Genomic DNA, 24,967 nt, shown 5'->3' with positions numbered 1-24,967 from the left:
ATAAAGCCCGCGGAGGCGACAGCTAGCCTAGCGCGGGGGGAGTGCGCGGATGGGATAGATATCGTAGCGGCTGCTTTTGCCTTCTATGCGAGTGCCTGGCTCCGGGCCGCTGATCGCCGGCGCTTTTCGGGGGCGCTTTACGGAAACCCGATACTTAGCTGCAGCGAGCGCTGCCCTAAGTAGCGCTTCTGAATCGTCATCGTCCCCCACGATGGTTCTAAAAACCTGCATTTCTTTCTTTACCAACGCAGATTTGTCGCTGTGGGGAAACATAGGGTCAAGATAAACCACGTCAGCGACTTCGCCCCTCTCGGCTGCATTAGCCAGCCAGTCAATACTGCTACCCGCGTGTAACGTCATGCGTGCAACCACTGGCGCACAATCCACATTCAATGCTGCCCGAGCCAGCCCGTCCGCCAACAGGGCATGAATCACAGGGTTGCGCTCAAACAAACTTACGTCACAACCAAGGCTGGCAAGCACGAAGGCGTCTTGGCCTAGCCCCGCCGTTGCGTCCACAACGTGCAAGCCAGTCTTTGTTTTCTGTAAGCCCACGGCGCGGGCCACAAGCTGGCCTGAGCCTCCACCATGCTCACGACGGTATCCCATCTTCCCTGTTACAAACTCGGCCCTTACCGGGCCCGGAGCGCCCTTTCCGGCAACCTGAAGACCCAATCCATTTTCATCCAAAAACAGAAAAACACTGGCGCGCCGTACATCTTTTGGTTGCACAACGCCCAGATATGGCAAGGAAAGCTCTGAACTGAGCGCCTGAGCCTGATGCTCATCACCAAGAGGGCTTCTGGCAACAGCCAGCGGAAAAACGTGATTTTCTGAGGGAGTGTTCGAAGCTTTGGAGCGCGACATCAGATCAGACTATCAACCACGGATCTTATAGGAAAGGAACGGCGTAAATTAGCTGCGGCCTGGCAGCTTCTTCCAGGCAACTTCGTCGCGAATGTATACCGGTTGCGCCTGCTCTGCGGGCACTGCCAGGCCGTTATCGAACTTTACAGCCGCCAAGCGTGCAACCCAACTTGCGCGCGGAATAAGGGTTTCGTCCACTGAGTTGATTTTGCTTGATACCTCTTCAGGCATATCTGCCCGAAAGGCCCAACCCCGGCCGGCGCCATCCCAGCGCGTAATGTCGGCTTCCAAAACAACATTGGAGGGCGGGCAAACTCGCTCTTCGCCTTGCAACTCGGGAAGACCTGAACGGTTTCGAAAGCAACCCCAATATAGTTCGCTCATGCGGGCATCAAAGGCGACAGCAATACCTCCACCCTCGCTTACCTGCATAGCTTCAATAGCGCCGAAGGCAACGGCTTCCAGCGAAGAAACAGGAACGACCGGAAGACTAAGCCCCCACGCCAGCCCCTGAATCACACCCGTGGCGATGCGTACTCCGGTAAAAGACCCTGGGCCGCAGGCAAAAGCTAGCGCATCCAGGTCGTTTGGCCTAAGCCCTTGCTCCGCCAACAACTCACGAACCATCGGCATTAGCAGGCGAGTATGCCCTCTTGGGGCAATCTCAAACTTCTCGATAACATCGCCATCAACAAAAAGGGCTGCCGAGCAGCCTTCGGAAGAGGTGTCCAGTGCCAATAGTTTCACAGGCGTGAATGGCCTCGGTAGAACATAGGTGAGTTATTTCAGGCTAGCGCGAATCTGATCGCGAATACTGTCGAGACTGCCCACACCTTCTACGCGCACATATTCAGGCGCCAGCTCAGGCTCATTTTTTGCCAGGTCCTGATAGTAACCGACCAAAGGCGCAGTCTGCTCGTGATAGATCCCCAGGCGCTTGCGGACGGTTTCTTCTTTGTCGTCTGCACGCTGCATCAGCGGCTCGCCGGTTTCGTTGTCTTTACCTTCCACTTTGGGCGGATCGTATTTTACGTGGTAAATACGGCCACTGCCTTCATGCACTCGGCGCCCTGACAAACGGCTGACAATCTCTTCATCATCTACAGCGATTTCGACCACGTAGTCGATAACAATACCCTGGTTTTTCAAGGCTTCAGCTTGAGGTATGGTGCGGGGAAAGCCATCCAGAAGATAACCATTTTTGCAGTCCGGTTGCTGAATCCGCTCTTCAATCAGCGCAATAATGATGTCGTCAGACACCAAACCGCCCGTCGCCATCACTTCCTTAACTTGTTTGCCAAGCTCAGACTCGGCCTTCACCGCAGCCCTAAGCATGTCACCGGTGGAAATCTGGGGAATATCAAAGCGTTCAGTAATGAACTGGGCCTGGGTGCCCTTCCCCGCGCCTGGCGCGCCTAACATGATGATTCGCATACCGTTGTGCTCCCGTTTTCGTCATTATCGTTTAATTTAAAAAGCTGTGGCAAAAACCTATGCCTTTGCAACAACCTCTCACTCTGGAAGAGATAGTAGCCGAAATCGGCGATGGCGCATTATACGAAGTCAGACACCTCAGAGAAAGTCGACCTCCGTATCATCTTCAGAAAACAGATATGTAACCGAAACCGGAGGCAGCGCCGTTAGGTGATCAAGGACGAAGCCAGAGCATCCAGCTCCGGTGCAACCTGATCGATTTCAGACAACAATTCATCCACGATAGCAGGCTCCAACTTTAATCCGTGCAGCAATGCGGGAATATTATCGGAATTAAATTCATCACCAATACCCCGCCCTTTCAGTAGCGCGTTAGCCAACTGAACCATCATTACGTAGTTCTCATGCTCTCCCTGATAACCCGGGTACTGGTGCACGCCTGCTGCTTTAATAACAGGGTCAGGCAACTCCCATAACCGGTGCAGGATGCCGCCAATGGCGCCATGGCCTACCGCAAGAATTTCCTGCTCACCGCCCTGCCCGAACACCTGCTGCTCAAGCGATTGCATACTGGTTTCGGGATTGGCTTCCCGCAGCCGGTTGAGCTCTTTGAACTCTGCCGGGAACAAATGGCCTACCAACAACAAACCAAAGTTGTGCAACAGACCGCAAAGATACGCTAAGCCTTTGTCTGCACCACAACGAGGCGCCAAACGCTGGCAAACAAAAGCACAATACAATGAATGCCGCCAGAAGTTATCCATACCCAACATGCCTGCCTTGGGTACATCGAACGCCCGAACCGAAGCAATGCCCAAAGCAATATGGGCTACGCGATCAAAACCCAGCACTCGGGTTACCGCTTCTTGAACAGAGTTGATTTGGCCCGGGTAATTGAATAGGGCCGAGCGAGCATAGCGCATAACCTGCGCCGTAAGGCTGGGGTCAAACTCTATGAGCTCTCCAAGCTCACGGGCTGTGGCCTCGGTGTTTGAGGTTAACCGCAGAATACGCAAAGCCAATGCTGGCATGGGCGGCAACCGGTACAGCTTTTTCAGTTTACTGGCTACATCTGCCAGCGTCAGCGCGTCTCGTACTACATTATTACCGGAACCGCGAATGGCCAAATGCCCCTCCCGGGAACCGGACATTGCCAAGCGCAAAGAGCTGCCATTCATTTCTATGAATGAGTGGTTTGTGCCACTGGAAAACAACACACGCTCGGCCTGCGTAACATCATCATCCAGTAACACGGACATATCGTAGGCATTACCGATGGGCGGCGTAAACCCAGGGTCACAATCACCGAACAACCGCACGGCCTGGCGTTCGGTGAGAGGCTGAAGGTGGCGGCCCGTCATTTGCAGGAGTGCCTCTGTGTCAAGGGTGCTGTCGTATCTCTGAACCACCATCAAAATGCCACTGATATCAATCAGCAGGGTTGCCTTGATAACATCACCCCGAGGCTGCCCCAAAGCAGACACGGCTTCATCCAGGCTGGCAGCCTTGGTTATCGGCAGCTCTTTGTAAGCTATACCTTGTTGATTTAAAAACCGCTCCAGTCGCACTGCGAGAGCCACAAGAATACTCCTGTTATCCATGGTGGGGATGGATCGAGCCTCCCCTAAACCTGTACCCGGTGGCTTTAACCTGTGTTACGCATACCGGCGGAAATTCCCGCCATTGTAACCTTAAGCGCGCGCTCTACCAGCTCCGGCACCTCGCCCTTACCTTCACTTTCCCGGTCACGCTTCAGTAATTCCGCCTGGAGGTAATGCAAAGGATCTGTGTAGGGGTTGCGCACACGCATGGAGTGAGCAAACACGGGCTCACCCTCCAGCAACTTACTCTGTTCCTTGAGCTCCAGCAGGCGCTGAACGCAGCCTTCAAGGCGGGCGCCCAAGCTGGCCCCCAGTGTTCGGAGCTTGTCGTCGTCCAGCAGAGTCTTTTCATAATAGCTGGCGATGCGCAGATCCGCTTTTGCCAGAACCATTTCGAGCATATCTACATAAGTGCGGAAGAACGGCCAGCCGTGCATCATCTCACGCAAGATCGGCAAGCGCCCCTCTTTGGCGGCATCTTCCAGCGCCACATCACTGCCCAGCCAACTGGGCAACATCAGCCGCATTTGAGTCCAGGCAAAAATCCACGGAATGGCCCTCAGACTTTCCACACCACCACTGGCTTTGCGCCGTGCAGGCCGGCTGCCCAACGCCAGTTTTCCCAGCGCCTGCTCGGGAGTCACCTGGCGAAAATAGGGTACAAAGTCGGGGTTTTCCCGAATCACTTCCCGATAAGCTTTGAGCGAGCGCTCTGTCAACCAATCCATGGTGTCACGCCAGTTATCTTCAGGCTCAGGGGGTGGTGCCAGAGTCGCCTCAATGACCGCTGTGGTGTATAGCGTCAGGCTTTGCACCGCCAGCTGAGGCAAACCAAACTTGAACCGGATCATCTCGCCCTGTTCGGTGATACGGAAACTGCCGTTTACCGAACCAGGAGGCTGGGAGAGAATTGCCCTGTTAGCCGGGCCGCCGCCACGGCCAACGGTGCCGCCACGACCATGAAACAGGGTCAGGTGCACACCATACTGGCTGGCCACCTTAGTGAGCTTTTCCTGTGCCTGATACTGTGCCCAAGCTGCCATAAGCTGGCCGGCATCCTTGGACGAATCCGAGTAGCCAATCATGACTTCCTGGCGCCCCTGGCAATAATCCCGATACCAGTCCACCTCGTACAAGGCGGCCATACTCTCAGGCGCGCCGCGCAGGTCGTCGAGTGTTTCAAACAAAGGCACAACCCGCATGGGGAATTTCATGCCCGATTCACGAAGAAGCAGGATGACGCTCAGCACGTCAGACGGCTTGCTGGCCATCGAGATAACGTAGGAACCCAGAGCTTCTGGCGTTTGTTGCGCGACCACCTCGCAGGTGTCCAGTACCTCACGCACCAGCTCGGAAGGCTCCCAATTCCTGGGAACCAATGGGCGACGCCCCTGGAGCTCTCGCACCAGAAAGGCCTGACGGTCTTTTTCAGGCCAGGAAAGGTAATCGCCCAAACCAAGGTACTCCACCATTTCGGCCACCGCTTCCGCGTGGCGAGTCGCTTCCTGACGGATGTCGAGGCGAATAAGGGGCAAGCCAAAGGTATGGGCCCGGCGGATGGTATCCAGCAATGCGCCCTTGGCAATATACTCAAGTCCGCACTCCACCATTGAGCGATAGCAGAGCTCAAGCGGAGCCGTCAGGTCTTCGTTTTCAAAAAGAATGCCCTTGGTATCGGCAGGCTCACCATTCACGCAGGCTTCAGCCCAGTCCCGGGTTTTGATAAGTCGATCCCGCAGCTCCGCCAGTACATGACGGTATGGTTCCCGAGAGTCGCCCGCAAGACCGCGCAGCTCATCGCTGGCTTGCCACATGGAGAGCTCCGCCCTTAGCGACTGGATATCACGGAGAAACAGATCCGCCGCCATCCAACGCCCCAGCAGGAAGACCTTTCGCGTCACCTGATGGGTGACGTTCGGGTTGCCGTCACGGTCGCCGCCCATCCAGGACGCAATGCGCACAGGTGAAGCCTGCAAAGGAAGCCCTTTCCCCGTTGCTTCCTGAAGCGATGTATCAAGATCATCAAGGAATCGAGGCAACGCCTGCCAAAGGCTGTTTTCGATAACCGCAAATCCCCACTTGGCTTCATCGACCGCGGTGGGGCGCTCATGGCGGATCTCATCCGTATGCCAGGCTTCTGCAACAAGCCGGGACAAGCGCTCTATAATCGCGTCTCTTTCAGCCGGCAATAGGTCGGTGTGGTCCAAGCTGGCCAGACAATCCGACATTTCATCGTATTTCATGATCAGTGTGCGGCGTGCCACTTCGGTGGGGTGTGCCGTTAGCACGAACTCCACTCGCATACCTGCCACACACTGATGCAGCGCTTCGGCACTAACGCCGCTGGTTTTCAGGCGACCGAATACATCCGACAGCGACTCAACCGTGAGATCCGAATGATGATCCCGCTTGCGGCGAATGCCGTGGTATTGCTCAGCCAGGTTGGCAAGGTTGAGAAACTGATTAAACGCTCTGGTGACAGGCAGCAGCTCGTCATCGCTCAATTTGCCGAGAAGACTGACCAGGCGTTGGCCGGAGCCGCTCTCCTGCCGACGGTCAGATTTGGCGGCAGCCCGGATTTCCTCAATTCGGTCAAAACAGTCTTGCCCGGGGTGGCGCTGGATGCTCTGGCCCAGCAATTCGCCCAACATGCGGACATTTTCACGGAGATCAGGGTGTAGCTTGGTCACATTGGCGCCCTTATGAATTGACGAAGACAAAGTAAACTAACGATACTAAGGAACCATCGGAAAAGTCTATTGGCGTTTAAAGCCGCAACAGCGCCCGCAACTGAATAGGAGCCACCATGAAAGTCACAGATCTGCCCAAGCACTGGACGCAACAGAAAGAGCCCGCAGAGCTCACTCACGACTACAACCTGAGGCTCCCTCTGGAGGACGCAGCCAGAGTAGCTGCGTTGGCCGAACTTTACCCTGACCGCAGCGAAAGCGACATTCTTAACGACATGGTTGCCGCTGCACTGGACGACCTGGCCAGTCAGGGCCTGCTAAAAGAAAAGCTGGATAAGCAAAACGGGTAAGGGCCTCAGGCTCTTACCTGATGATACGCAATCAGGTTACAGCTTCGGGCTGGTGGGCCTTCAAGCGCTTGATATGTTTTTGACTAAGGTGCACGAACTCCGGAGTAAGCCCCTTGTCTTCATATATTTCAAAGCCGTCCTCATCGTAGGCGACTACCTGTGCGCCCTGAACGTAGGGGAACTCGGTTTCTATCTCGTCCAGTGCTGCGGAAATCAGGTCGCGCATCAGGTCCTGTGACGATTTCAGGGGGTACATGGCCGACAGCTCTTCAAGCTGCCAGTGATGCTGGTCAGACAAAGCTATAGAGCAAGCATCCTGGGTAAGCCTACCTCTTGCGTGCGTGTCCCAGTAACTGACCAGATCTTTGATTTTCATCGAGCCTGACTCCTGCGTTCTGTTGGTGGCCACAGCGCACAAAAAGCGCCCATGCTTCAGCAAGTGTAGACGAAGCTCAGGAGTGAAAACCTCGGCATTTGGTAACGGATTGTACCTACTCACGCTACCCGCTTTTCTTTTCCACACCCTTAACCGATTGCCAGATCTCATCGAGTGCCTCGAGAGTCTCGTCGTCAAAAGAGCGACCTTCGCGCTCAAGAGCCTGCTCAATGGCCCGGAAGCGCGCCTCAAACTTGTGGTTGGTGCGCCCAACCGCCTGCTCTGGATTCACTTTCATGAAGCGGCCGAGGTTCACGCAAACGAACAGCAAGTCACCCAACTCGTCTTCAACGGCATCGTGACCACCCTGCCCGGACTGGGCGGCCTGCCAGGCCTCCTTCAGCTCGTCGATTTCTTCATGGAGCTTATCGAATACCGGCTCTATATCGGGCCAATCAAAACCGTGCCTTGAAGCCCGTTTCTGCAGTTTTTCCGCACGCACCATCGCCGGCAGAGCTCGGGCGATGCCATCCAACCGGCTTGGCGTCGCTGCGGTCTGTGAATTTTCCACGTGTTTTTGAGCCCGCTCCTCTGCTTTGATACGCTCCCAGCTTTCTTTGATCCAGGCTTCATTGGGCCGATTATCCGGATCGATACGGCTTTCCAGCGTACCTTCGGGAAACACATGTGGGTGGCGACGCACAAGCTTGCGCACCAGTTTGTCAACCACGGTATCAAGACTGAAACGGCCTTCTTCTGCACCTATCTGGGCGTAGAAAATCACCTGAAACAACAGGTCGCCCAGTTCATCCTCCAGGTTGTCATAGTCCTCACGCTCAATGGCATCCGCCACTTCGTGGGCCTCTTCCAGAGTGTGCGGAACAACGCTTTTGAACGTTTGCCTGGTATCCCACGGGCAGCCTGTTTCCGGGTCTCGCAGCCGGGCCATCAGTACTTTCAGATCGTCAATAGAGTAGTTCATGAGCGCTTGCGCCTGACGTCGATAACATTAGGAAGGTTGCGAACCTGTGCCAGCAACCGCGCCAACTGTTCCAGACTGGAAATCTCCACCGTAACGATCATGGTTGCAGTGTTGTCATCACGATTAGTCACCGTATGAAGTGACAGAACATCGCTCTTTGACGACGACAGCACCTGTGTGATATCCCGCAACAGCCCCGACCTGTCATAGGCCTCAATTTCGATGTCCACCGGATAAACAGACGCCTGCTGACCGCCCCAACTCACCTCAATGATTCGGTTTGGTTCCACCTCCTGCAGATTGAGGTACGTAAAGCAATCCTGGCGATGAACGGTTACACCCCGCCCAACCGTAATATACCCGCCAATGGCATCACCTGGCAGTGGTTTGCAGCACTTGGCTACCTGGGTCTTCAGCTTGCCCACACCCGCTATCTGGATGTCCGATTCCGTATCGTACGGCTTACGCCGCTGGGCCGTCAGCTTCAAATCAAGCTGCTCGGACTTTGGCTCGAGCATTTGCTGGGCGACGTTGGCCACATGTGCAGGGCGCAGGTCGCCCGCACCCACTGCGGCAAACATATCTTCGGCACTGTGATAATTCACTTTTACCGCAAGATCGCCCAAATCCACATCGTGCAGCGACAGGCGCCGGAATTCGTCATCAATGATGGCACGGCCATCCGTTACGTTTCGCTCGCGATTCTGTTGTTTAAACCAGTGAGTGACCTTAGCCCGGGCGCGGGATGTATGAATATAGCCAAGGCTGGGGTTTAGCCAGTCCCTGCTAGGTGCCGGGTTATTTTTGGAGGTAAGAATGGATACCTGCTCCCCCGTCTTTAACGGGTAGGTCAGGGGAACAATCCGGCTATTCACCCGCGCGCCACGGCAAGTGTGGCCGATCTCAGTGTGAACCCGATAGGCAAAATCAACCGGCGTAGCCCCTTGCGCCAAATCAACAACATGCCCATCGGGCGTGAAAACATAGATCCTGTCCGAAACGATATCGGATTTAAGATGATCCGCCAGCCCGGAGAGGTCACCCAACTCCTCCTGCCACTCCAGCACCTGGCGCAACCAGTTGATTTTGGCATCATAGCCAGACGATTTATTGCTTTTGTCGGTGCCTTTGTAGAGCCAATGCGCGCACACGCCCAGCTCCGCATCTTCGTGCATGCCATGGGTACGGATTTGGACTTCCATGACCTTGCCGTCTGGCCCAATCACAGCTGTGTGCAGGGACTGGTAACCGTTCTCCTTGGGGTTGGCAACGTAATCATCAAACTCATTGGGAATGTGACGCCAGAGCGTATGCACAATCCCCAGGGCGGCGTAACAATCCCGCACTTCCGGCACCAGAACGCGCACGGCCCTTATGTCGTATACCTGGGAGAAATCTATGCCCTTTATGCGCATCTTCCGCCAAATGCTGTAGATATGCTTGGCGCGGCCAGAAAGTTCGGCTTCAATTCCGGAGGTTTTCAGCTCCGCTTGCAGCGTCGCGATAACACGACGGATATAGCCTTCCCGGTCGAGGCGCTTTTCATCCAGGAGCTTGGCAATTTTTTTGTACGCGGTTTCGTGCAAGTAACGGAACGAGAGATCTTCCAGCTCCCACTTGATGTGCCCTATACCCAAGCGATGGGCCAGTGGCGCATAAATATCGAACACTTCCCGGGCCACGCGCATGCGTTTTTCTTCAGGCGCAGTCTTCACACCACGAATGGCGCAGGTTCGCTCAGCAAGCTTTATTAAGGCAACCCGGACATCATCGACCATGGTAACCAGCATTTTACGGACGTTGTCCAGCTGGCCTTCGCTCTGGCCGAGCACATTGCCTTTAAGGGGATGATGTATGGATGAGATGGCCGCCATCTGCTGCACGCCGTTTATCAGCCCGGCTATCTCGTCACCGAATTCCTTACGTATGGACTCGAGGGTAACCCGCTCTTCCCGAACAGCTCGATAGAGAATCGCAGCAACGAGGCTGGCTTGATCCAGTCGCAATTCAACCAGCACCTGAGCCATCTCAATGCCAATACGAAAGCTACTGGAGCCGGGCGCCCACAAACGGTCTTCACGGAAAGCCTGCAAATCGATTTCTGCGGATTTTTCACAGGCCCGGCGAAATTGTTCCACATCATCCAGATGAGTCTGCGCGGCAATGTGCTGTACCCAGCACTCGATGTCGATCTGGCCGTCGCCATTCACTGCGTAGTCTTCGCGAACTTTTACCATATCTGTTTTGAAATTCCTGGTGATTCACGCAGCAATCCCTTGCTGCCCACTACAACATTCAGTGAGAGTCGCGCTCAAACAGCGCAATAGACTCCACATGCGTGGTATGAGGGAACATATCCATCACACCGGCGCGCACCAACCGATAGCCGTTACGAGCCATCACGCCGGCATCCCGGGCCAGAGTGGCGGGATTGCAGGAGACATACACAATGCTCTTTGCATCGAACGCGGTCAGGTATTTGCAGATTTCCTCCGCACCGGAGCGCGGCGGGTCAATAAGAATTTTATCAAAGCCCTCTTGCGCCCAACTCTGGCCGGTAAAGTCACCGTGCAGATCCGCGCCATGGAACGCAACATTCGTCAGCCCGTTCAATTCCGCATTTTCCCGCCCCCGGACAACCATAGCATCATCGCCTTCCACGCCAATAACCTGGCCACCCTTACGCGCAAGAGGCAGCGTAAAGTTTCCCAGCCCGCAAAACAGATCGAGAACTCGCTCATTTGGCTGTATATCCAGCCAATCCACCGCCCTGTTTACCATGACCTTGTTAATGTCTGCATTGACTTGCGTAAAGTCCATGGGATGAAATTTCATGGTGAGATCGAATGCATCAAGCCGATAACTAAGGCGCTCATCATCCCGGCCAGACGATTCCGGCCAGATACGGTGAACCGTATCCGGCCCCTTTGGCTGCAGATAAATATGCAGTTCGTGGGCCTGGCCAAAGGCAATCAGTTTTTCTCGGTCGCTACTACTCAGGCCGTCCATGTTGCGGAAAACCATCGCTGCAGTATCGTCGCCACAGGCAACTTCAACCTGGGGAATGCGGGCATAGGCATCCATGCTATGCAACAGTTCGCGCAGCGGAACGATGCGCTCACCGATGCGAGGATCCAGCACTACACAACGATCAATATCCGTAAGAAAGCTGTTGCGCTTCTCCCGAAAGCCTACCAACACCGATTCCCGGGCTTTAACATAGCGCACGCCCATGCGTGCTTTGCGGCGGTACCCCAAGTTGCTGTCCGGGCGCAGAGGGGCAATCCACTCCTCAGGTTCTATGCCACCAAAATGCGCAAACTGTTCGCGCAGCGTGTTTTCCTTAAAGCGGATTTGCGCGTCACTGCTCATGTGCTGAAGACTGCATCCGCCACATAGATCGGCAAACTCACACGGTGGCTTCTGGCGATCAGGCGCAGACTCCAAAACCTCAAGCGTACGCAGTTCATCAAACTTGCTTCGGGTGGACACCACCTTGGCCATCACTGTTTCACCCGGCAAGGCGCCATCCACAAACTGGACCTTGCCATCCTGATGAGCGATGCCGCGGCCATCATGGCTAAGTCTTTCCACATCACAGCGCACGGGTTCCGTAGGAAGTACCTTCCTGCGTCGTCTGCTCATAGTCTGTTCTCTTGGTGTCGTCAGATTTAGGCGCTGGGAAATACGCCAGTGGATAAATAGCGGTCGCCACGATCACAAATAATGGCTACGATAATAGCGTTTTCAACCTGCGCAGAGAGCCGAAGTGCCGCTGCAATGGAACCTCCGGATGACACGCCACAGAAAATCCCTTCCTGCTCTGCCAGAGCGCGCATCGTGTTCTCGGCTTCTTGCTGACCGATATCGAGCACCTGATCCACACGTGTCGCATCGTAGATTCTGGGAAGGTAGGCTTCCGGCCAGCGGCGGATACCCGGTATAGAGGCACCTTCTTTTGGCTGCAAGCCAATGATATTGATATCGGGATTACGCTCCTTAAGATACCGGGACACACCCATGATAGTCCCCGTAGTTCCCATCGAGCTTACAAAGTGGGTTACCCGCCCTTTGGTTTGCTCCCAGATTTCCGGGCCCGTGGTTCTGTAGTGCGATAGCGGATTGTCCTGGTTACTAAACTGATCAAGTACCTTGCCCTTGCCGTCTGCCTCCATTTTCAGGGCCATGTCCCGTGCCACTTCGATGCCCTCTTCTTGACTGACAGTAATAATTTCCGCCCCGAACGCGCGCATGGAGGCCCGACGCTCTTCGCTCATATTGGCCGGCATAATGAGCACCATGCGATAACCTTTAATGGCCGCAGCCATGGCCAACGCAATACCGGTATTGCCACTGGTTGCCTCAATCAGCGTATCGCCAGGGCGGATTTCGCCGCGGCGTTCAGCCTCCTGAATCATCCCCATGGCGGGCCGATCTTTTACAGAACCGGCGGGGTTATTGCCCTCCAGCTTTGCCAGAATTACATTACTGGTATCGCCCGGAAGGCGCTGCAACCTAACCAAAGGCGTATGCCCGACATAATCTTCAATTGTAGGAAAATGCATATGAGAACCCTGTGGTACACTTTTGCGTTGGCATGATACGCCTTATGGCCTCGGTCGCCCAATACAGCTTCTCGCTAAAACCATGACTGGGGGCTATATAGATCATGTATTTTCTAGCTCAGTCGGCACTCATACGAAAATCATCTGCGCCAGCATGAGCTACCATTACAAGGACGCAACCCGCCCCTGCAGGCGGCGTTAAGTTATTTTTCAGGAATTTCGTATGCGGCGGTGGGGCATTCGCAAAAAAGTGTTGGTGGTCACTCTGGTTCCCACACTTATTACAACACTGATGCTAGGGCTGTTCTTTACTTACAGCTGGATCAGCAATATTGAAAGCCTGTTGCAGGATCGCGGCGAATCGCTTTCACGCCAACTTGCTGCCGGCTCCGAATACGGTCTGTTCACTGCCAATCGCAGCCTGTTAAGCAGCCTTTCTAACGCTTTGTTGGAGGAACAGGATGTACGCTCAATTACATTCTTCGACAGCGACCGACGTCGCTTGTTACATACTGGCCCAGGCGGCTCTGACAATCTTGATAGCAAAGAATTAGCTAGCGAACAGGCAAGCCGTATTGCCAAACAAACCAGCACTCGTTTTGTTACACCCGCTTTCCTGCAAGAACTGATGGTTCAAAATATGCTGGATCCGGACACCCGGCAGTCTGCGTCGCAGCAGCGCGAGCCTTTAGGGTGGGTAGCCGTGGAGATGTCTCACACCCGCACCGAAAAAGAGACCTACAAAGCACTACTGATCTCTTTGCTGTTGATACTCGGTGGCGTTATTTTCAGCCTTGTGATCGCACTTCGGCTGAGCCGGGCCTTTACCGGGCCAGTTTTCGAGCTTAACGAGGCCGTGGCAAAGCTGAAAGAAGGCAAGCTTGATACGCGTATCCATACAGGTGCAGGCCCGGAGTTCGAGCAGCTGGAGTCTGGCTTAAACGCAATGGCAGGCGAGCTGAGCAAAGCCCAGGCCGAGATGCAGCAGAATATTGACCAAGCCACCGAAGACCTGCGAGAAACGCTGGAAACCATTGAAATCCAGAACATCGAGCTGGACTTTGCGCGCAAAGAAGCCCTTGAGGCCAGCCGCATCAAGTCTGAATTCCTGGCGAACATGTCCCACGAAATCCGAACACCACTCAATGGTATTATCGGCTTTACCGAGTTACTGCTCAAAAGCCCCCTGCCTCGCCAGCAACGGATCATCTGAGCACCATTCGCAAATCGTCGGAAATTCTACTTACCATCATCAACGATATTCTGGACTTCTCCAAGATTGAAGCCGGCAAGCTGATCCTCGACCGCGTGCCTTTCCAGCTCAGGGATATCGTGGAAGAAGTCATGGTTATGCTGGCACCTGCCGCCCACAGCAAAAATCTGGATCTTGTCCCTCTGGTGTACAACGACGTGCCGGACAACATCATGGGTGACCCTTTGCGGGTAAAGCAGGTAATTACCAACCTGGTCAACAACGCCATCAAGTTTACCCAGACCGGCGAAGTAGTGCTGCGCGCAAGCCTTGAAGATGAAGACAAAGAAAGTAACCGCGTGACCCTGCGCTTGAGCATTACCGATTCTGGCGTGGGGCTTTCCCGGGCGCAGCAGCAGTCTCTGTTCAACGCATTCAGCCAGGCTGACGCATCAACGGCGCGACAGTACGGAGGCACGGGCCTTGGCCTGGCCATATCCAAGCGCCTGGTAGAAGAAATGGGCGGCAAGATTGGCCTGCAAAGTGAGTTGGGAAAAGGCTCTACTTTCTGGTTTACCCTTACACCCGAACTTTCCTCAAATGGAGACGTGATCGCCCCACGAGATGCCCTGCGAGGTGAGCGGGTTATTTATCTGGAACATCAGAAAACCTGCGGCCTTTCGGTTGAGCACATTTTGCGTGACTGGGGCATGACCGTGGATCGCGTATCGTCCCCTGGCGCCATGCAAGAGAAGGTTGAAGAGGCACAGAAGAGCCAGTCAGGCTATGCCGCCGCCATTATCGGGATTACCCGGCACCTGCTGAACTCAAACCAGTACTGTAGCTTGGTGCGGGCCCTGGAGATTGAGCGTGACTGCCGCACCCTGCTGCTGACCCCTACCTTGGAAACTCACGATACGCCGTTGTCAGGATTGCCCAGTGGCCACCTGACCAAGCCGGTATGCCGTGAGGCGCTTTATGACGAGTTGCTTCTTTTGGTGCACGGCATCAACACCTCAGGCCTGAGCATTTCACGCCAGGATCATGTGGCGCGCTCCCGGCTCCCGTAAATACGCCCAGAGTGCTGGCTGTGGACGACAACGAAGCCAACCTGAAACTGGTTATGACCCTGCTACAGGACTACCAGATACAAGCCGAAGGTTCATCAAGCGGCTTTGAAGCCTTGAGCAAAGCCCGGAAAAAGTCTTTTGACCTGGTTTTCATGGACCTTCAAATGCCGGGCATGGATGGCGTGGAAACCACGGCCCGCCTTCGTGAAATGGATAACAACAGCCACAGAACAACGATCATCGCACTCACCGCGCACGCGCTGGCAGATGAGCAGGAGCGCCTGACTCGGCAGGGTTTTGATGGCTATCTGCCCAAACCCATCAGCAGTGCGCAGCTTGCTGAAACCATACTCGAATGTACCGGCTATGAATGCCAGAGTGCCGGTGAGCTTGGCCGAATTTCTGTATCAGAGGTGCGGGATACAAGGCGCGCTTTGCGGCCCTCAACCCGCAAAATGCAACGGGACTGCGTGAGTGTAAAAGAGAGTATTCAGTTGGCGGCGGGCAAGGCAGACCTCGCAGAAGAGTTGTTCAGCATGCTTCTGGAGCAGCTCCCTACAGACCTCAACACCATTGAGCGGCTATGGGACAGGGACGATCTGAAGAGCTTGCTGGAGTGCGTGCATAAGCTGCACGGCGCCACACGTTATTGCGGGGTACCGGAGCTTCGCTCGGCGGCAAATCGCCTGGAAACGGCTCTCAAGTGCTCAGCACCGGACATGGAGTTGCTGAAAAACCAGTTGGCCTCAGCCATCGAGCGCCTGCAAATCTGGAGTGACCAGACCGACTGGCAACAGATGTTCCGGCAGCACCGCCCGCAGGCTGAAACCAACTGAGGGCGCGTCTACACTGCCCCCATACAGCTCAGGCTCGGCCACGAGCCCGATCAAGAATGGCACTCATATCCCGGACGGCCTCTTTTAAACCACAGAACACAGCCCTGGCGATAATCGCGTGACCAATGTTGAGCTCGTTGATGCCAGGAATCGCAGCAATTCGCTCAGTGTTGTGATAATTCAGGCCATGGCCTGCGTTCACGATCAGCCTTTTTTGCGGGCGTAAGTCACTGCATCTGCCAGCGCATTAAACGCCACATCTTGGGCTTGGGCACCCACGGCCTCCGCATACTCACCTGTATGCAGCTCGATAACCGGAGCGCCACAGCGCGCAGCTGCATCAATCTGCGCGCGATTCGGATCGATAAAGAGGGACACCTCTGCGCCTAATTTGGCAAGGCGCTCACAAGCATTCGCCACACGTTCTTCCTGGCCTTCAACATCCAGGCCACCTTCCGTAGTTAACTCTTCGCGCTTTTCCGGAACCAGGCACACACACTCAGGCTTAACCTTTTCGGCAAACTCCAGCATGGCGTCGGTAACCGCCATTTCGAGATTCATTTTGGTTTGCAGCACGTCCTTGAGCAGCAACACATCACGGTCCTGAATATGGCGCCGATCTTCCCTCGGGTGAATCGTAATGCCGTCTGCACCTGCCTCTTCCGCCATCAGGGCAGCTTGTACCGGGTCGGGATAACGCGTGCCCCGAGCCTCTCGTAAAGTGGCAATATGATCGATGTTGACGCCAAGCAAAACTCTAGGATTCATGTCGTTCTCCCCTTTTGTGAGTGAAAAGACTGCGACTGTTCAATGGACGCCCCTGCAGCAGGTAATCTGTGAGTACGCGCATAACCCGCTTCGCCACCCGGCGGCTTGCAACCGTTTCAAAATCGCCACCGGCGAGGGCCAGAAGCGCCTCGCCCGGCAGGTTTTGCAACCGCACACCAGCAGAGGTTGCGGTGACAATACCCTGTTCAGGGTCGTAGCAATAGGTCCGAGTGGCACAGACGGCCTGGCCGGTATCTGTAGCCAGATCCCATGCAAAATCGTAGCCCAGGCCCGCAGCGAACGACTGCTCAAACTTTCGCAATACCGGCTCTACATCTGACGTTTCTGCAAGCAGCGCAAGGGCTTCAATATAAGCGGCAAATAGTGTGGGGTGAGGATCTGCTTGCGGCAATACCCGCTGCACCAGCTCATTCAGGTACAAGCCGCTGTACAGGGACACGGTGCGATGCAACGCCGGGCCATCGCACACATCTACTTGGGTTAGGGTTTTCAGATCGCTACGCCCCACCCAGCCCAACAATAAAGGCTGAAAGGGCTGAAGCTGTGCCTTCAGAGAGCTTTTGTTACGGCTGGCCCCGCGGGCAACCACGGATATGCGGCCATGATTGAGGGTAAACAGATCAACCATCAGGCTGGTCTCTCGCCAGGGCCGGCGGTGAATCACATAAGCAGGCTCTTGCTCCTGCGCTCCTCTCATAGAGGCTTCAGGGGGCATAGTGGCCTCAGAGGTCGTTCATGCCCAAGCTTTTCAGCGCACGCTCACTGTCTGCCCAGCCACGCTTCACTTTCACCCAAAGCCGCAGCATAACCTTGCTGTCAAACATGCGCTCCATATCGGCTCGGGCATCCTGACCGATACTTCGTAGCCTATCGCCTTTGTCACCGATCATGATTTTTTTCTGGCCCTCGCGTTCCACAAGGATCAGCGCCGAAATGTGCAGCGTCTTACCGTCGCGTTTAAACTCTTCAATTTCTACCGCAACAGAATAAGGCAGCTCAGCCCCGAGTTGGCGGGTGATTTTCTCACGCACCATTTCCGAAGCCATAAAGCGTTCGCTCCGATCGGTTATCTGATCATCGGGATAGAAATGGACACTCTCCGGTAAAAAGCGACCAACTGCTTCTTCTAGCGGTTCCAGGTTGGTCTCCTTCAGCGCTGACATAGGAATGATTTCCGCAAACTCGCGCTTTCTGGAAAGCATGTCCAGATGCGGCAGCAAGTTTTCCCGCTTTTCAATTCGATCCACTTTGTTCACGGCCAAAATAACCGGGCACGACAGCTTGCTGAGTTTTTCCAGTACCATCTCGTCGGCAGTGGTCCAAGCGAGTTGGTCTACCACGAATACCACCACATCCACGCCAGAGAGCGCCGAAGTAGCTGCTTTGTTCATGTAACGATTCAGAGCTCTGGGCTCTTCCACGTGCATCCCAGGTGTATCCACATAAACCGCCTGCACAAGGCCCACAGTTTTAATTCCCAGCACTTTATGGCGCGTGGTTTGTGGTTTGCGGGATGTAATGCTCAGCTTCTGGCCCAGAATATGGTTCAGAAGCGTCGACTTGCCTACATTGGGGCGACCAACAATGGCCACAAAGCCACAACGGCTGTCGGGGTTCTCCGGACGGGTAATATCGTTCATCAGGGTGTCTCCACGCCGAGTTGTTTCAGCGCGCTACGGGCAGCCTCCTGCTCCGCTACGCGGCGGCTACTGCCAACGCCACTGGTTTTGCGATCCAGCGACTGCAACACACAGGACACATGAAATGTTTGGTTATGAGCTTCTCCATCCACAGAAATAACATCGTACCTTGGCAAGGGGAATTGCCGCGATTGCAGATACTCCTGCAAGCGGGTCTTGGGGTCTTTCTGGGTATCCTGAAGGTCGAGCTGTGTTAACCGGTGTTCGAACCAGCGCAACACTTGCTCCCGACATGTGTAAAAATCACTGTCGAGATAAATGGCCCCAATAACAGACTCCACCGCATCAGCAAGAATAGACTCTCGGCGATAACCACCGCTTTTCAGCTCGCCGGAGCCCAGCCGCAAATAATTCCCTAATTCGAACTCCCGGCCAATCTCAGCCAGGGTTACGCCTTTCACCATTCGAGCACGTAAACGGCTCAAATGCCCTTCCCGGGCTTTGTCGAAGCTCAGGAACAAGTATTCTGCGATAACCATGTTCACTATAGAATCGCCGAGAAACTCCAACCGCTCATTATTCTGGTTGCCATAACTGCGATGTGTAAGCGCCAGCATCAGACGCTCTGGCGACTTAAACTGATAGCCAATGCGCCGCTGTAACTGATCTAGATCCGGCTGTGAGCTCACTTGCCCTTCATCTCATATCTGTGTTGAAAATGAACCACAGTGTCCATGTTACGGATAAGGTTATTACGAACTTCGTAATCCACATTGACCACCACAATCCCGCCGTCTTTCTCCACCGTAATATCCTTGGCGTCAAAGCCGCGAATATTATTAACGCTCAGGCGCTTATTGATCAATGTGCGAACTTGCGCCGGCCCCATTTGCGACAACCCCTCTGTACCATCCAGGCTCTCAAGGGCCTCCTGAATCGTAAGGTCATCCATGTACGCAGGCCCAACCTTGATGGCCAGGGAGAGCAAACTGCCGAAAAATAACACCATGATCAGGATAACAAGCGCAGATGCGCCACGTTGGCGGCCCATGGCAGAGAGATTATTTTTCTTCATTACAACTGAACTCCAAAATAGTCAGAATTACTCAATACCGCCAACACGCTTAAAGGATGGCAAGCTGGTGAAAGATTCCCAATGCATCCAGATCGCAAACGCCCTGCCAACAATCAACTCATCCGGAACCGTGCCCCAGTATCGGCTATCGTTACTGTTGTCACGGTTGTCACCCATCATAAAATACTCGCCTTCGGGGATTTTCCATTCGCCCTCACCGGCAGCACCTGAGCGTCCCATGGTGAGGAAAATATCGTGCTCCACCGCGCCCAGGTCTTCTTTGCGCACTTCCACCGGCGGCAGGCGCACAACAAACTCACTCTCAACCAATTGATCATTAATGAACAGCTGCTTGTTGTCGTAGCGTACCGTGTCGCCCGGAAGGCCTATCACGCGCTTGATGTAGTTGGTTTCGCCATCTTTGGGGTAGCGGAATACCATCACGTCACCCCGGGCCGGATCCCCAATGTCCAGAACCTTGGTTCCAACAACTGGCAAGCGCAGCCCATAGGCATATTTGTTGACCAGTATAAAGTCACCAACTTCCAGCGTCGGCAACATAGAGCCCGAGGGTATCTGGAAAGGTTCCACCAGAAACGACCTGAGGATTAACACCACCACCAGTACCGGGAAAAACGAACGGCTAAGATCAACCAGGTAGGGCTCTTTGGGCTCGTCTCCATCATCGGAAACATCCGCCGGAGTCGCTGCAAGACGGCACTTACGCCAAAACAGTATATCTGCCAACCAGATCAGCCCTGACGCAAAGGTCAAAACCACCAGAATCAGCGGAAAATCAATATCCATCAAGGTGCCTTTTAATTATCGACTTTCAATACGGCAAGGAACGCTTCCTGAGGCACCTCAACATTACCCAGCTGCTTCATGCGTTTTTTGCCGTCCTTCTGCTTCTGGAGCAGCTTTTTCTTCCGGCTGACGTCGCCGCCGTAACACTTTGCCGTTACGTTTTTGCGTAACGCTTTTACCGTGACCCTCGAGACAACCTGGTTGCCGATGGTGGCCTGGATTGCGATATCAAACATCTGCCTGGGAATCAGCTCTTTCATTTTCTCGATAAGCTGACGCCCTTTGTAGTGCGACTGATCCTTGTGAACAATCAACGCCAGAGCGTCCACTCGCTCGCCGTTAATAAGCACATCCAAACGCACAAGGTTTGCCGGCTGGAAACGAATAAAGTGGTAGTCCAGCGACGCAAATCCGCGGCTGGCAGATTTGATTCGGTCAAAGAAATCCAACACTACTTCTGCCATCGGCAGCTCATAGGTCAACTGCACCTGACTGGTCATAAAGTGCATGTTTTTCTGAACGCCTCGTTTTTGTTCACAAAGCGCAATAACGTTACCCAGATGCTCCTGGGGCACTAAAATATTTGCCTCAACGATAGGTTCGCGCATTTCCTCAATTGACCCAATATCGGGCAGCTTAGAGGGGCTGTCTACCGAGAGCGTCTCGCCTTTTTTATTCAACACCTCGTAAATAACCGTAGGTGCGGTGGTAATCAGATCAATATCGTATTCACGCTCCAGCCGCTCCTGAATGATCTCCATGTGCAGCATGCCAAGGAAACCACAGCGGAAGCCAAAGCCCAGAGCATCGGAACTCTCAGGCTCGTAAAACAGTGAGGCATCATTCAGGGTGAGCTTTTCCAGCGCATCCCGAAAGTCGTTGTAGTCGTCAGCACTCACCGGGAACAGACCGGCATACACCTGCGGCTGAACCTTTTTGAAGCCCGGTAGCATGGGCGTGGCTTCGGCAAACTTGTGATGCACGATGGTGTCACCCACAGGCGCACCGTGAATATCTTTAATACCGGCAACAACAAAGCCCACATCACCAGCTTCCAGTATATCGGTGTCGTGTGGCTTGGGGTTGAAAATCCCTACTTTGTCGGCATTCCAAGCCTTACCGGTCGACTTGATAACAATTTTTTCGCCTTTTTTCAGAATCCCCTGAGTAACCCGAACAAGAGATACAACACCCAAATAGTTATCGAACCAGGAATCAATGATCAATGCCTGCAGCGGGGCGGCACGATCACCCTGGGGTGGCGGAACTTTTTTGATAAGGTCTTCCAGCACATCCTCAACGCCCATGCCGCTTTTGGCAGAGCAGCGCACCGCATTTGAGGCATCAATACCGATGATGTCCTCTATCTCGGCTGCAACTCGCTCCGGCTCAGCCTGAGGCAAGTCCATCTTGTTCAAAACCGGTACGACTTCCAGGCCCTGCTCGATGGCGGTGTAGCAGTTCGCAACAGACTGGGCTTCCACGCCCTGGCCGGCATCTACAACCAGCAGCGCGCCTTCACAGGCATACAAGGACCGTGACACCTCATAGGAGAAATCCACATGCCCAGGCGTGTCGATGAAGTTCAACTTATATTCGTGGCCGTCCCGCGCCGTGTAATTCAGCGTAACGCACTGGGCTTTAATGGTGATACCCCGTTCCCGCTCCAGATCCATGGAGTCCAAAACCTGTTCGGCCATTTCCCGTTTGGTTAGCCCCCCGCAAATCTGGATAAACCGATCTGCAATGGTGGATTTTCCGTGGTCAATGTGGGCAATAATGGAGAAGTTACGGATTCGGCTCAGTTCAGTCACAGACAATGAATACTCATAAAAAATACAAAGGATTGAGCCCGGAAAGGCCACTACCAAGATCCGGGGCCGGCGTGATTTTACCGGTTACCGGCCGCCATTGCCATGATCAGGAAATCAACGGCCGTTCATACTGCCGAATCAGGAACCCGATCAACGCATCTTCGTCCAGCGGGTAGCTAAACAAATTGCCTTGGCACTGGGTACACCCCGCCGACCTCAGGAAGCTCAGTTGCTGCGGGGTTTCTACACCCTCAGCCACAACCGTAAGATGCAGTTTTTGCGCCAACGCAATCACCGCAGACGCCACATCGGTTGCGCTAACATTGTACGGAATATCGCGGATAAAGCGGTGATCAATTTTTATTACATCGAGAGGAAGCTGCTGCAACGCAACCAAAGAGCAAGAACCCGCGCCAAAATCATCCAAAATCAGGCAAACGCCCAGATCGTTGAGTGACACAAGAAGTTCGCGCAACATACGTGGGTCTTCATTCAATAGCTCCACGGGCATTTCCAGTTCCAACTTCTCAGGCGAAACACCGGTTTCGGTAATGACCTGTCGAACCATATCAAGAAAACGCGAATCTATGATCTGCCTCACCGACAGGTTGACCGCCATCTTCAACGCCTCAAAACCTGCCCGTTCCAGTGCCTGAACCTGAATACAAGCCTGGCGTAATGCCATTTCTCCCAAGCGCACAATCAGCCCGGTTTCTTCCGCCAGGCCAATGAACTGCTGCGCTGAAACCAAACCTTTTTCAGGATGATGCCAGCGCAGAAAAGCCTCAACACCAATAACCCGCTCACTGATCAAATCTACCTTGGGCTGATAATGCAGAACAAAACGCTCCTCATCCAGAGCACTCGCCAGCTCCTCTTGCTGCAGTAGCCTGCGAGCGGCTTTGATATTCATGGCCGGGGTAAAGAACTGATAGGTATTCCGGCCCATTTCTTTGGCTCGATACATGGCCAAGTCTGCAAACTTCATTAGGGCGCCGGGGTCTTCACTGTCATGGGGAATCATGGTTATACCAATACTTACGGTAATACCGACTTCATGATCGCTCAGGCGAATCCGCTGACAAAGCCTGCGCAGAATGGTTTCCGCAACTTTGCCGGCGGCATCTGCGCCACTGATTTGCGACAGCAACACAACAAACTCATCACCGCCAAGCCGGGCCACAGAATCCTCTTCACGCACACAACCCTCCAGCCAATGCGCCACTTGGCGCAAAAGCTCATCGCCAGCATCGTGACCAAGAGTATCGTTAATGCGCTTGAAACCGTCGAGATCAAGGAACATGAGGGCCGCAGGCTCACCACTTCTTCGGCTCCGACGCACCACATTATTGAGGCGATCACGGAACAGCTGACGGTTGGCAAGCCCCGTAAGAGGATCGTAAAAAGCCAGTCGGTGCAATTCAGATTGAGCTGCTTTGAGCTGAGTAAGGTCCCGCAGGCTGAGCACCACACCGTCAACCCCGGGTACCGCGAGCATAGCTGTATAGGTACCTTCCATGTCCCGCCAGTTGTCTGCGGCATCGCGAATGCGTGCCCGAATAACTGCCATCTGCTTGCCCGGCGCCACAATGGCATCATCAAAACCTTTCGCCAGCTGGGGCCAGTCGTCCTCATGCACAAGGCTTTCCAATGCAAGCGCCTGCACCTCCTCAGGATCAAACCCGAGAATATCAAAACAGGAAGGGCTGGCATAAAGGGGCACGCCCGCCTCATCCATAACCAGGGTTACATTGGCTGCTCCCTCCGTAATGGCGCGATAACGCCCCTCACTGATCTGCGCCATCAGGCGTGAGCGAATCAGCACCAGCGCTACGATGAACAGCAGCAGGCTGATAGCCACCCCACTGCCCAGAACGATCGATGGGCGCGGATCAGAAGCAAGGTAGTCGAAAGCCGGAGTGGAACGGGTTTGCAGCAGCCAGTCCCGACCGCCGTGACTTACGGTCTGGCTCATATCAAAGCTGAACTCATTGTCCAATGAGCCCAGATTTGAGCCGTACATGAGGTTTTCGCGAGCCACCACGCCATTGTCGTAGATACGAACATCTAGAAATGGCGAAATCAGGCCAATGATGCCATCAAGAAGGTTGTTCATACGGAAGGCGCTGAACACAAATCCTGCCAGCATCATACGGCGCTCAGCCGTATTTCAGGTACCTCCCCACCCTGATAAACCGGGTAATACATCAGGAAGCTGGCCTGCCCTTCCTCCAGTTCCTCCTGTACCAGAACGACTTTGGCCGTTACCGTGGGAATGGCATTATCCCGCGACTGCTCCATGGCTTTGCGGTGAACGGGATCACTAAAGGCGTCGTAGCCCAGCGCCTTCCGGTTGCTTTCGGTTCCAGGCTCCAGGTACACCATGGGGTAGTAGTAAGGCCCAGCCCCCAGCGGCTTAACCAGATATTTGTACACCCCCTCAGCACGCACCGACGCAATGTGATCGGCCATGCCCCGCACTTCAATACGCTCAACATACCCTATACCCTGTATACCCGGGTAATAGCGGTTTATATCAACCTTGTGAACGTATTCACGCCATTGCTCACGTGAAACTTCCCCGGCGACCGCAAAAAGGCCGGCACTGCCCGCCAGAACCTGCTCATAGTTGAGCAAGCGCTCCTCAATGGCGGTTTTTAACTGCAGCGACTGGGTTCGAAACCGGGCCTCGGTGCGATCCTCTACCAACCGAATTGAAAACTGCCAAGACACCACGGTTACGGCGATCGCCACGACCAGAAGGAGCCAGGCAACCCACGCATTACGGGGTTTGAGAAGTTGCAGGAGAGGGAGATCCTTCTTGTTCATAATCTGACCTGGTCCATTCCGTGGCCGCTGTTATTATTGACGCTGGACAG

The 24,967-nt window shown here is 54.3% G+C and carries 22 protein-coding genes and 1 pseudogene; 4 read left to right on the top strand and 19 right to left on the bottom strand.

Annotated features, from left to right (window positions below):
- Nucleotides 1–27: 27 nt before the first annotated feature.
- The 5 genes from BCA33_RS12235 to ppc form a co-directional block, all read right to left on the bottom strand.
- Nucleotides 28–867, bottom strand: a complete 840-nt coding sequence (locus BCA33_RS12235; RefSeq protein WP_071266217.1) for a class I SAM-dependent methyltransferase — start codon at nucleotides 865–867, stop codon at nucleotides 28–30.
- Between the two features lie 48 nt (nucleotides 868–915).
- On the bottom strand, nucleotides 916–1,614 hold the full coding sequence (tsaB, locus tag BCA33_RS12230) for a tRNA (adenosine(37)-N6)-threonylcarbamoyltransferase complex dimerization subunit type 1 TsaB (protein ID WP_071266215.1): 699 nt from the start codon (nucleotides 1,612–1,614) through the stop codon (nucleotides 916–918).
- Between the two features lie 33 nt (nucleotides 1,615–1,647).
- Complete coding sequence (gene adk / locus BCA33_RS12225; RefSeq protein WP_071266213.1) at nucleotides 1,648–2,301, bottom strand: adenylate kinase; 654 nt, start codon at nucleotides 2,299–2,301, stop codon at nucleotides 1,648–1,650.
- A 206-nt stretch (nucleotides 2,302–2,507) separates the two neighbouring features.
- On the bottom strand, nucleotides 2,508–3,881 hold the full coding sequence (locus tag BCA33_RS12220; protein WP_071266211.1) for an HDOD domain-containing protein: 1,374 nt from the start codon (nucleotides 3,879–3,881) through the stop codon (nucleotides 2,508–2,510).
- Nucleotides 3,882–3,946: 65 nt separating this feature from the next.
- On the bottom strand, nucleotides 3,947–6,592 hold the full coding sequence (gene ppc, locus BCA33_RS12215) for a phosphoenolpyruvate carboxylase (RefSeq protein WP_083394736.1): 2,646 nt from the start codon (nucleotides 6,590–6,592) through the stop codon (nucleotides 3,947–3,949).
- Between the two features lie 116 nt (nucleotides 6,593–6,708).
- Between ppc and BCA33_RS12210 the strand changes: the two genes are divergently transcribed.
- Nucleotides 6,709–6,942 (top strand): hypothetical protein, encoded by a 234-nt coding sequence (locus tag BCA33_RS12210; RefSeq protein WP_071266209.1) that lies wholly within the window; start codon nucleotides 6,709–6,711, stop codon nucleotides 6,940–6,942.
- Nucleotides 6,943–6,973: 31 nt separating this feature from the next.
- On the opposite strand, the gene BCA33_RS12205 is transcribed toward BCA33_RS12210, so the two are convergent.
- From BCA33_RS12205 to cysM, 5 genes are all read right to left on the bottom strand, one after another.
- Nucleotides 6,974–7,318: a pilin assembly protein gene (locus BCA33_RS12205; protein WP_071266207.1), complete on the bottom strand. Its 345-nt coding sequence runs from the start codon at nucleotides 7,316–7,318 to the stop codon at nucleotides 6,974–6,976.
- Between the two features lie 124 nt (nucleotides 7,319–7,442).
- The gene (mazG, locus tag BCA33_RS12200; protein WP_071266205.1) at nucleotides 7,443–8,300 is read right to left on the bottom strand and encodes a nucleoside triphosphate pyrophosphohydrolase; all 858 of its coding nucleotides are present in this window, start codon (nucleotides 8,298–8,300) and stop codon (nucleotides 7,443–7,445) included.
- On the bottom strand, nucleotides 8,297–10,537 hold the full coding sequence (gene relA, locus BCA33_RS12195; RefSeq protein ID WP_071266203.1) for a GTP diphosphokinase: 2,241 nt from the start codon (nucleotides 10,535–10,537) through the stop codon (nucleotides 8,297–8,299). Before relA ends, mazG begins: the two co-directional genes overlap by 4 nt.
- 58 nt (nucleotides 10,538–10,595) lie before the next feature.
- Nucleotides 10,596–11,945 carry a 23S rRNA (uracil(1939)-C(5))-methyltransferase RlmD gene (gene rlmD / locus BCA33_RS12190; RefSeq protein ID WP_071266201.1) on the bottom strand — a complete coding sequence of 450 codons (1,350 nt, stop codon included), beginning with the start codon at nucleotides 11,943–11,945 and terminating at the stop codon, nucleotides 10,596–10,598.
- A gap of 26 nt (nucleotides 11,946–11,971) precedes the next feature.
- Nucleotides 11,972–12,865 carry a cysteine synthase CysM gene (gene cysM / locus BCA33_RS12185; protein WP_071266199.1) on the bottom strand — a complete coding sequence of 298 codons (894 nt, stop codon included), beginning with the start codon at nucleotides 12,863–12,865 and terminating at the stop codon, nucleotides 11,972–11,974.
- Nucleotides 12,866–13,088: 223 nt separating this feature from the next.
- On the opposite strand from cysM, the gene BCA33_RS21845 reads away from it, so the two are divergent.
- The 3 genes from BCA33_RS21845 to BCA33_RS21835 all read left to right on the top strand — a co-directional run bounded on the left by BCA33_RS21845 (nucleotide 13,089) and on the right by BCA33_RS21835 (nucleotide 15,963).
- On the top strand, nucleotides 13,089–14,078 hold the full coding sequence (locus tag BCA33_RS21845) for a histidine kinase dimerization/phospho-acceptor domain-containing protein (protein WP_254774360.1): 990 nt from the start codon (nucleotides 13,089–13,091) through the stop codon (nucleotides 14,076–14,078).
- A gap of 131 nt (nucleotides 14,079–14,209) precedes the next feature.
- Complete coding sequence (locus tag BCA33_RS21840) at nucleotides 14,210–15,127, top strand: ATP-binding protein (protein WP_254774359.1); 918 nt, start codon at nucleotides 14,210–14,212, stop codon at nucleotides 15,125–15,127.
- Between the two features lie 20 nt (nucleotides 15,128–15,147).
- Nucleotides 15,148–15,963 (top strand): response regulator, encoded by an 816-nt coding sequence (locus tag BCA33_RS21835; protein WP_254774358.1) that lies wholly within the window; start codon nucleotides 15,148–15,150, stop codon nucleotides 15,961–15,963.
- Between the two features lie 28 nt (nucleotides 15,964–15,991).
- Here the strand turns inward: BCA33_RS21835 and pdxJ are convergent.
- From pdxJ to BCA33_RS21830, 9 genes and pseudogenes are all read right to left on the bottom strand, one after another.
- Nucleotides 15,992–16,731, bottom strand: a pseudogene (pdxJ, locus tag BCA33_RS12175) (pyridoxine 5'-phosphate synthase).
- Nucleotides 16,721–17,449, bottom strand: a complete 729-nt coding sequence (recO, locus tag BCA33_RS12170; protein WP_071266197.1) for a DNA repair protein RecO — start codon at nucleotides 17,447–17,449, stop codon at nucleotides 16,721–16,723. Before recO ends, pdxJ begins: the two are co-directional and overlap by 11 nt.
- Nucleotides 17,450–17,474: 25 nt before the next feature.
- A complete protein-coding gene (era, locus tag BCA33_RS12165) occupies nucleotides 17,475–18,392 on the bottom strand; it encodes a GTPase Era (RefSeq protein ID WP_071266195.1) in 918 nt (305 codons plus the stop codon).
- Nucleotides 18,392–19,081 carry a ribonuclease III gene (gene rnc, locus BCA33_RS12160; protein WP_071266193.1) on the bottom strand — a complete coding sequence of 230 codons (690 nt, stop codon included), beginning with the start codon at nucleotides 19,079–19,081 and terminating at the stop codon, nucleotides 18,392–18,394. The genes era and rnc overlap by 1 nt, the downstream gene beginning before the upstream one ends.
- Nucleotides 19,078–19,467: a DUF4845 domain-containing protein gene (locus tag BCA33_RS12155; protein WP_071266191.1), complete on the bottom strand. Its 390-nt coding sequence runs from the start codon at nucleotides 19,465–19,467 to the stop codon at nucleotides 19,078–19,080. Before BCA33_RS12155 ends, rnc begins: the two co-directional genes overlap by 4 nt.
- Nucleotides 19,468–19,494: 27 nt before the next feature.
- Entirely contained in the window at nucleotides 19,495–20,274 is a 780-nt protein-coding gene (lepB, locus tag BCA33_RS12150) for a signal peptidase I (RefSeq protein ID WP_071266189.1), read from the bottom strand.
- An 11-nt stretch (nucleotides 20,275–20,285) separates the two neighbouring features.
- A complete protein-coding gene (gene lepA / locus BCA33_RS12145) occupies nucleotides 20,286–22,088 on the bottom strand; it encodes a translation elongation factor 4 (protein WP_071266286.1) in 1,803 nt (600 codons plus the stop codon).
- A 106-nt stretch (nucleotides 22,089–22,194) separates the two neighbouring features.
- The gene (locus tag BCA33_RS12140; RefSeq protein WP_254774357.1) at nucleotides 22,195–24,240 is read right to left on the bottom strand and encodes an EAL domain-containing protein; all 2,046 of its coding nucleotides are present in this window, start codon (nucleotides 24,238–24,240) and stop codon (nucleotides 22,195–22,197) included.
- Nucleotides 24,237–24,917, bottom strand: a complete 681-nt coding sequence (locus BCA33_RS21830; protein ID WP_254774356.1) for a CHASE domain-containing protein — start codon at nucleotides 24,915–24,917, stop codon at nucleotides 24,237–24,239. The genes BCA33_RS12140 and BCA33_RS21830 overlap by 4 nt, the downstream gene beginning before the upstream one ends.
- Nucleotides 24,918–24,967 lie beyond the last annotated feature (50 nt).

This window comes from Marinobacter sp. AC-23 (assembly GCF_001858325.1).
Taxonomy (GTDB): Bacteria; Pseudomonadota; Gammaproteobacteria; order Pseudomonadales; family Oleiphilaceae; genus Marinobacter.
Note: the sequence above shows the minus strand (reverse complement) of the source record. Positions and strands in the feature narration are given on the sequence as shown.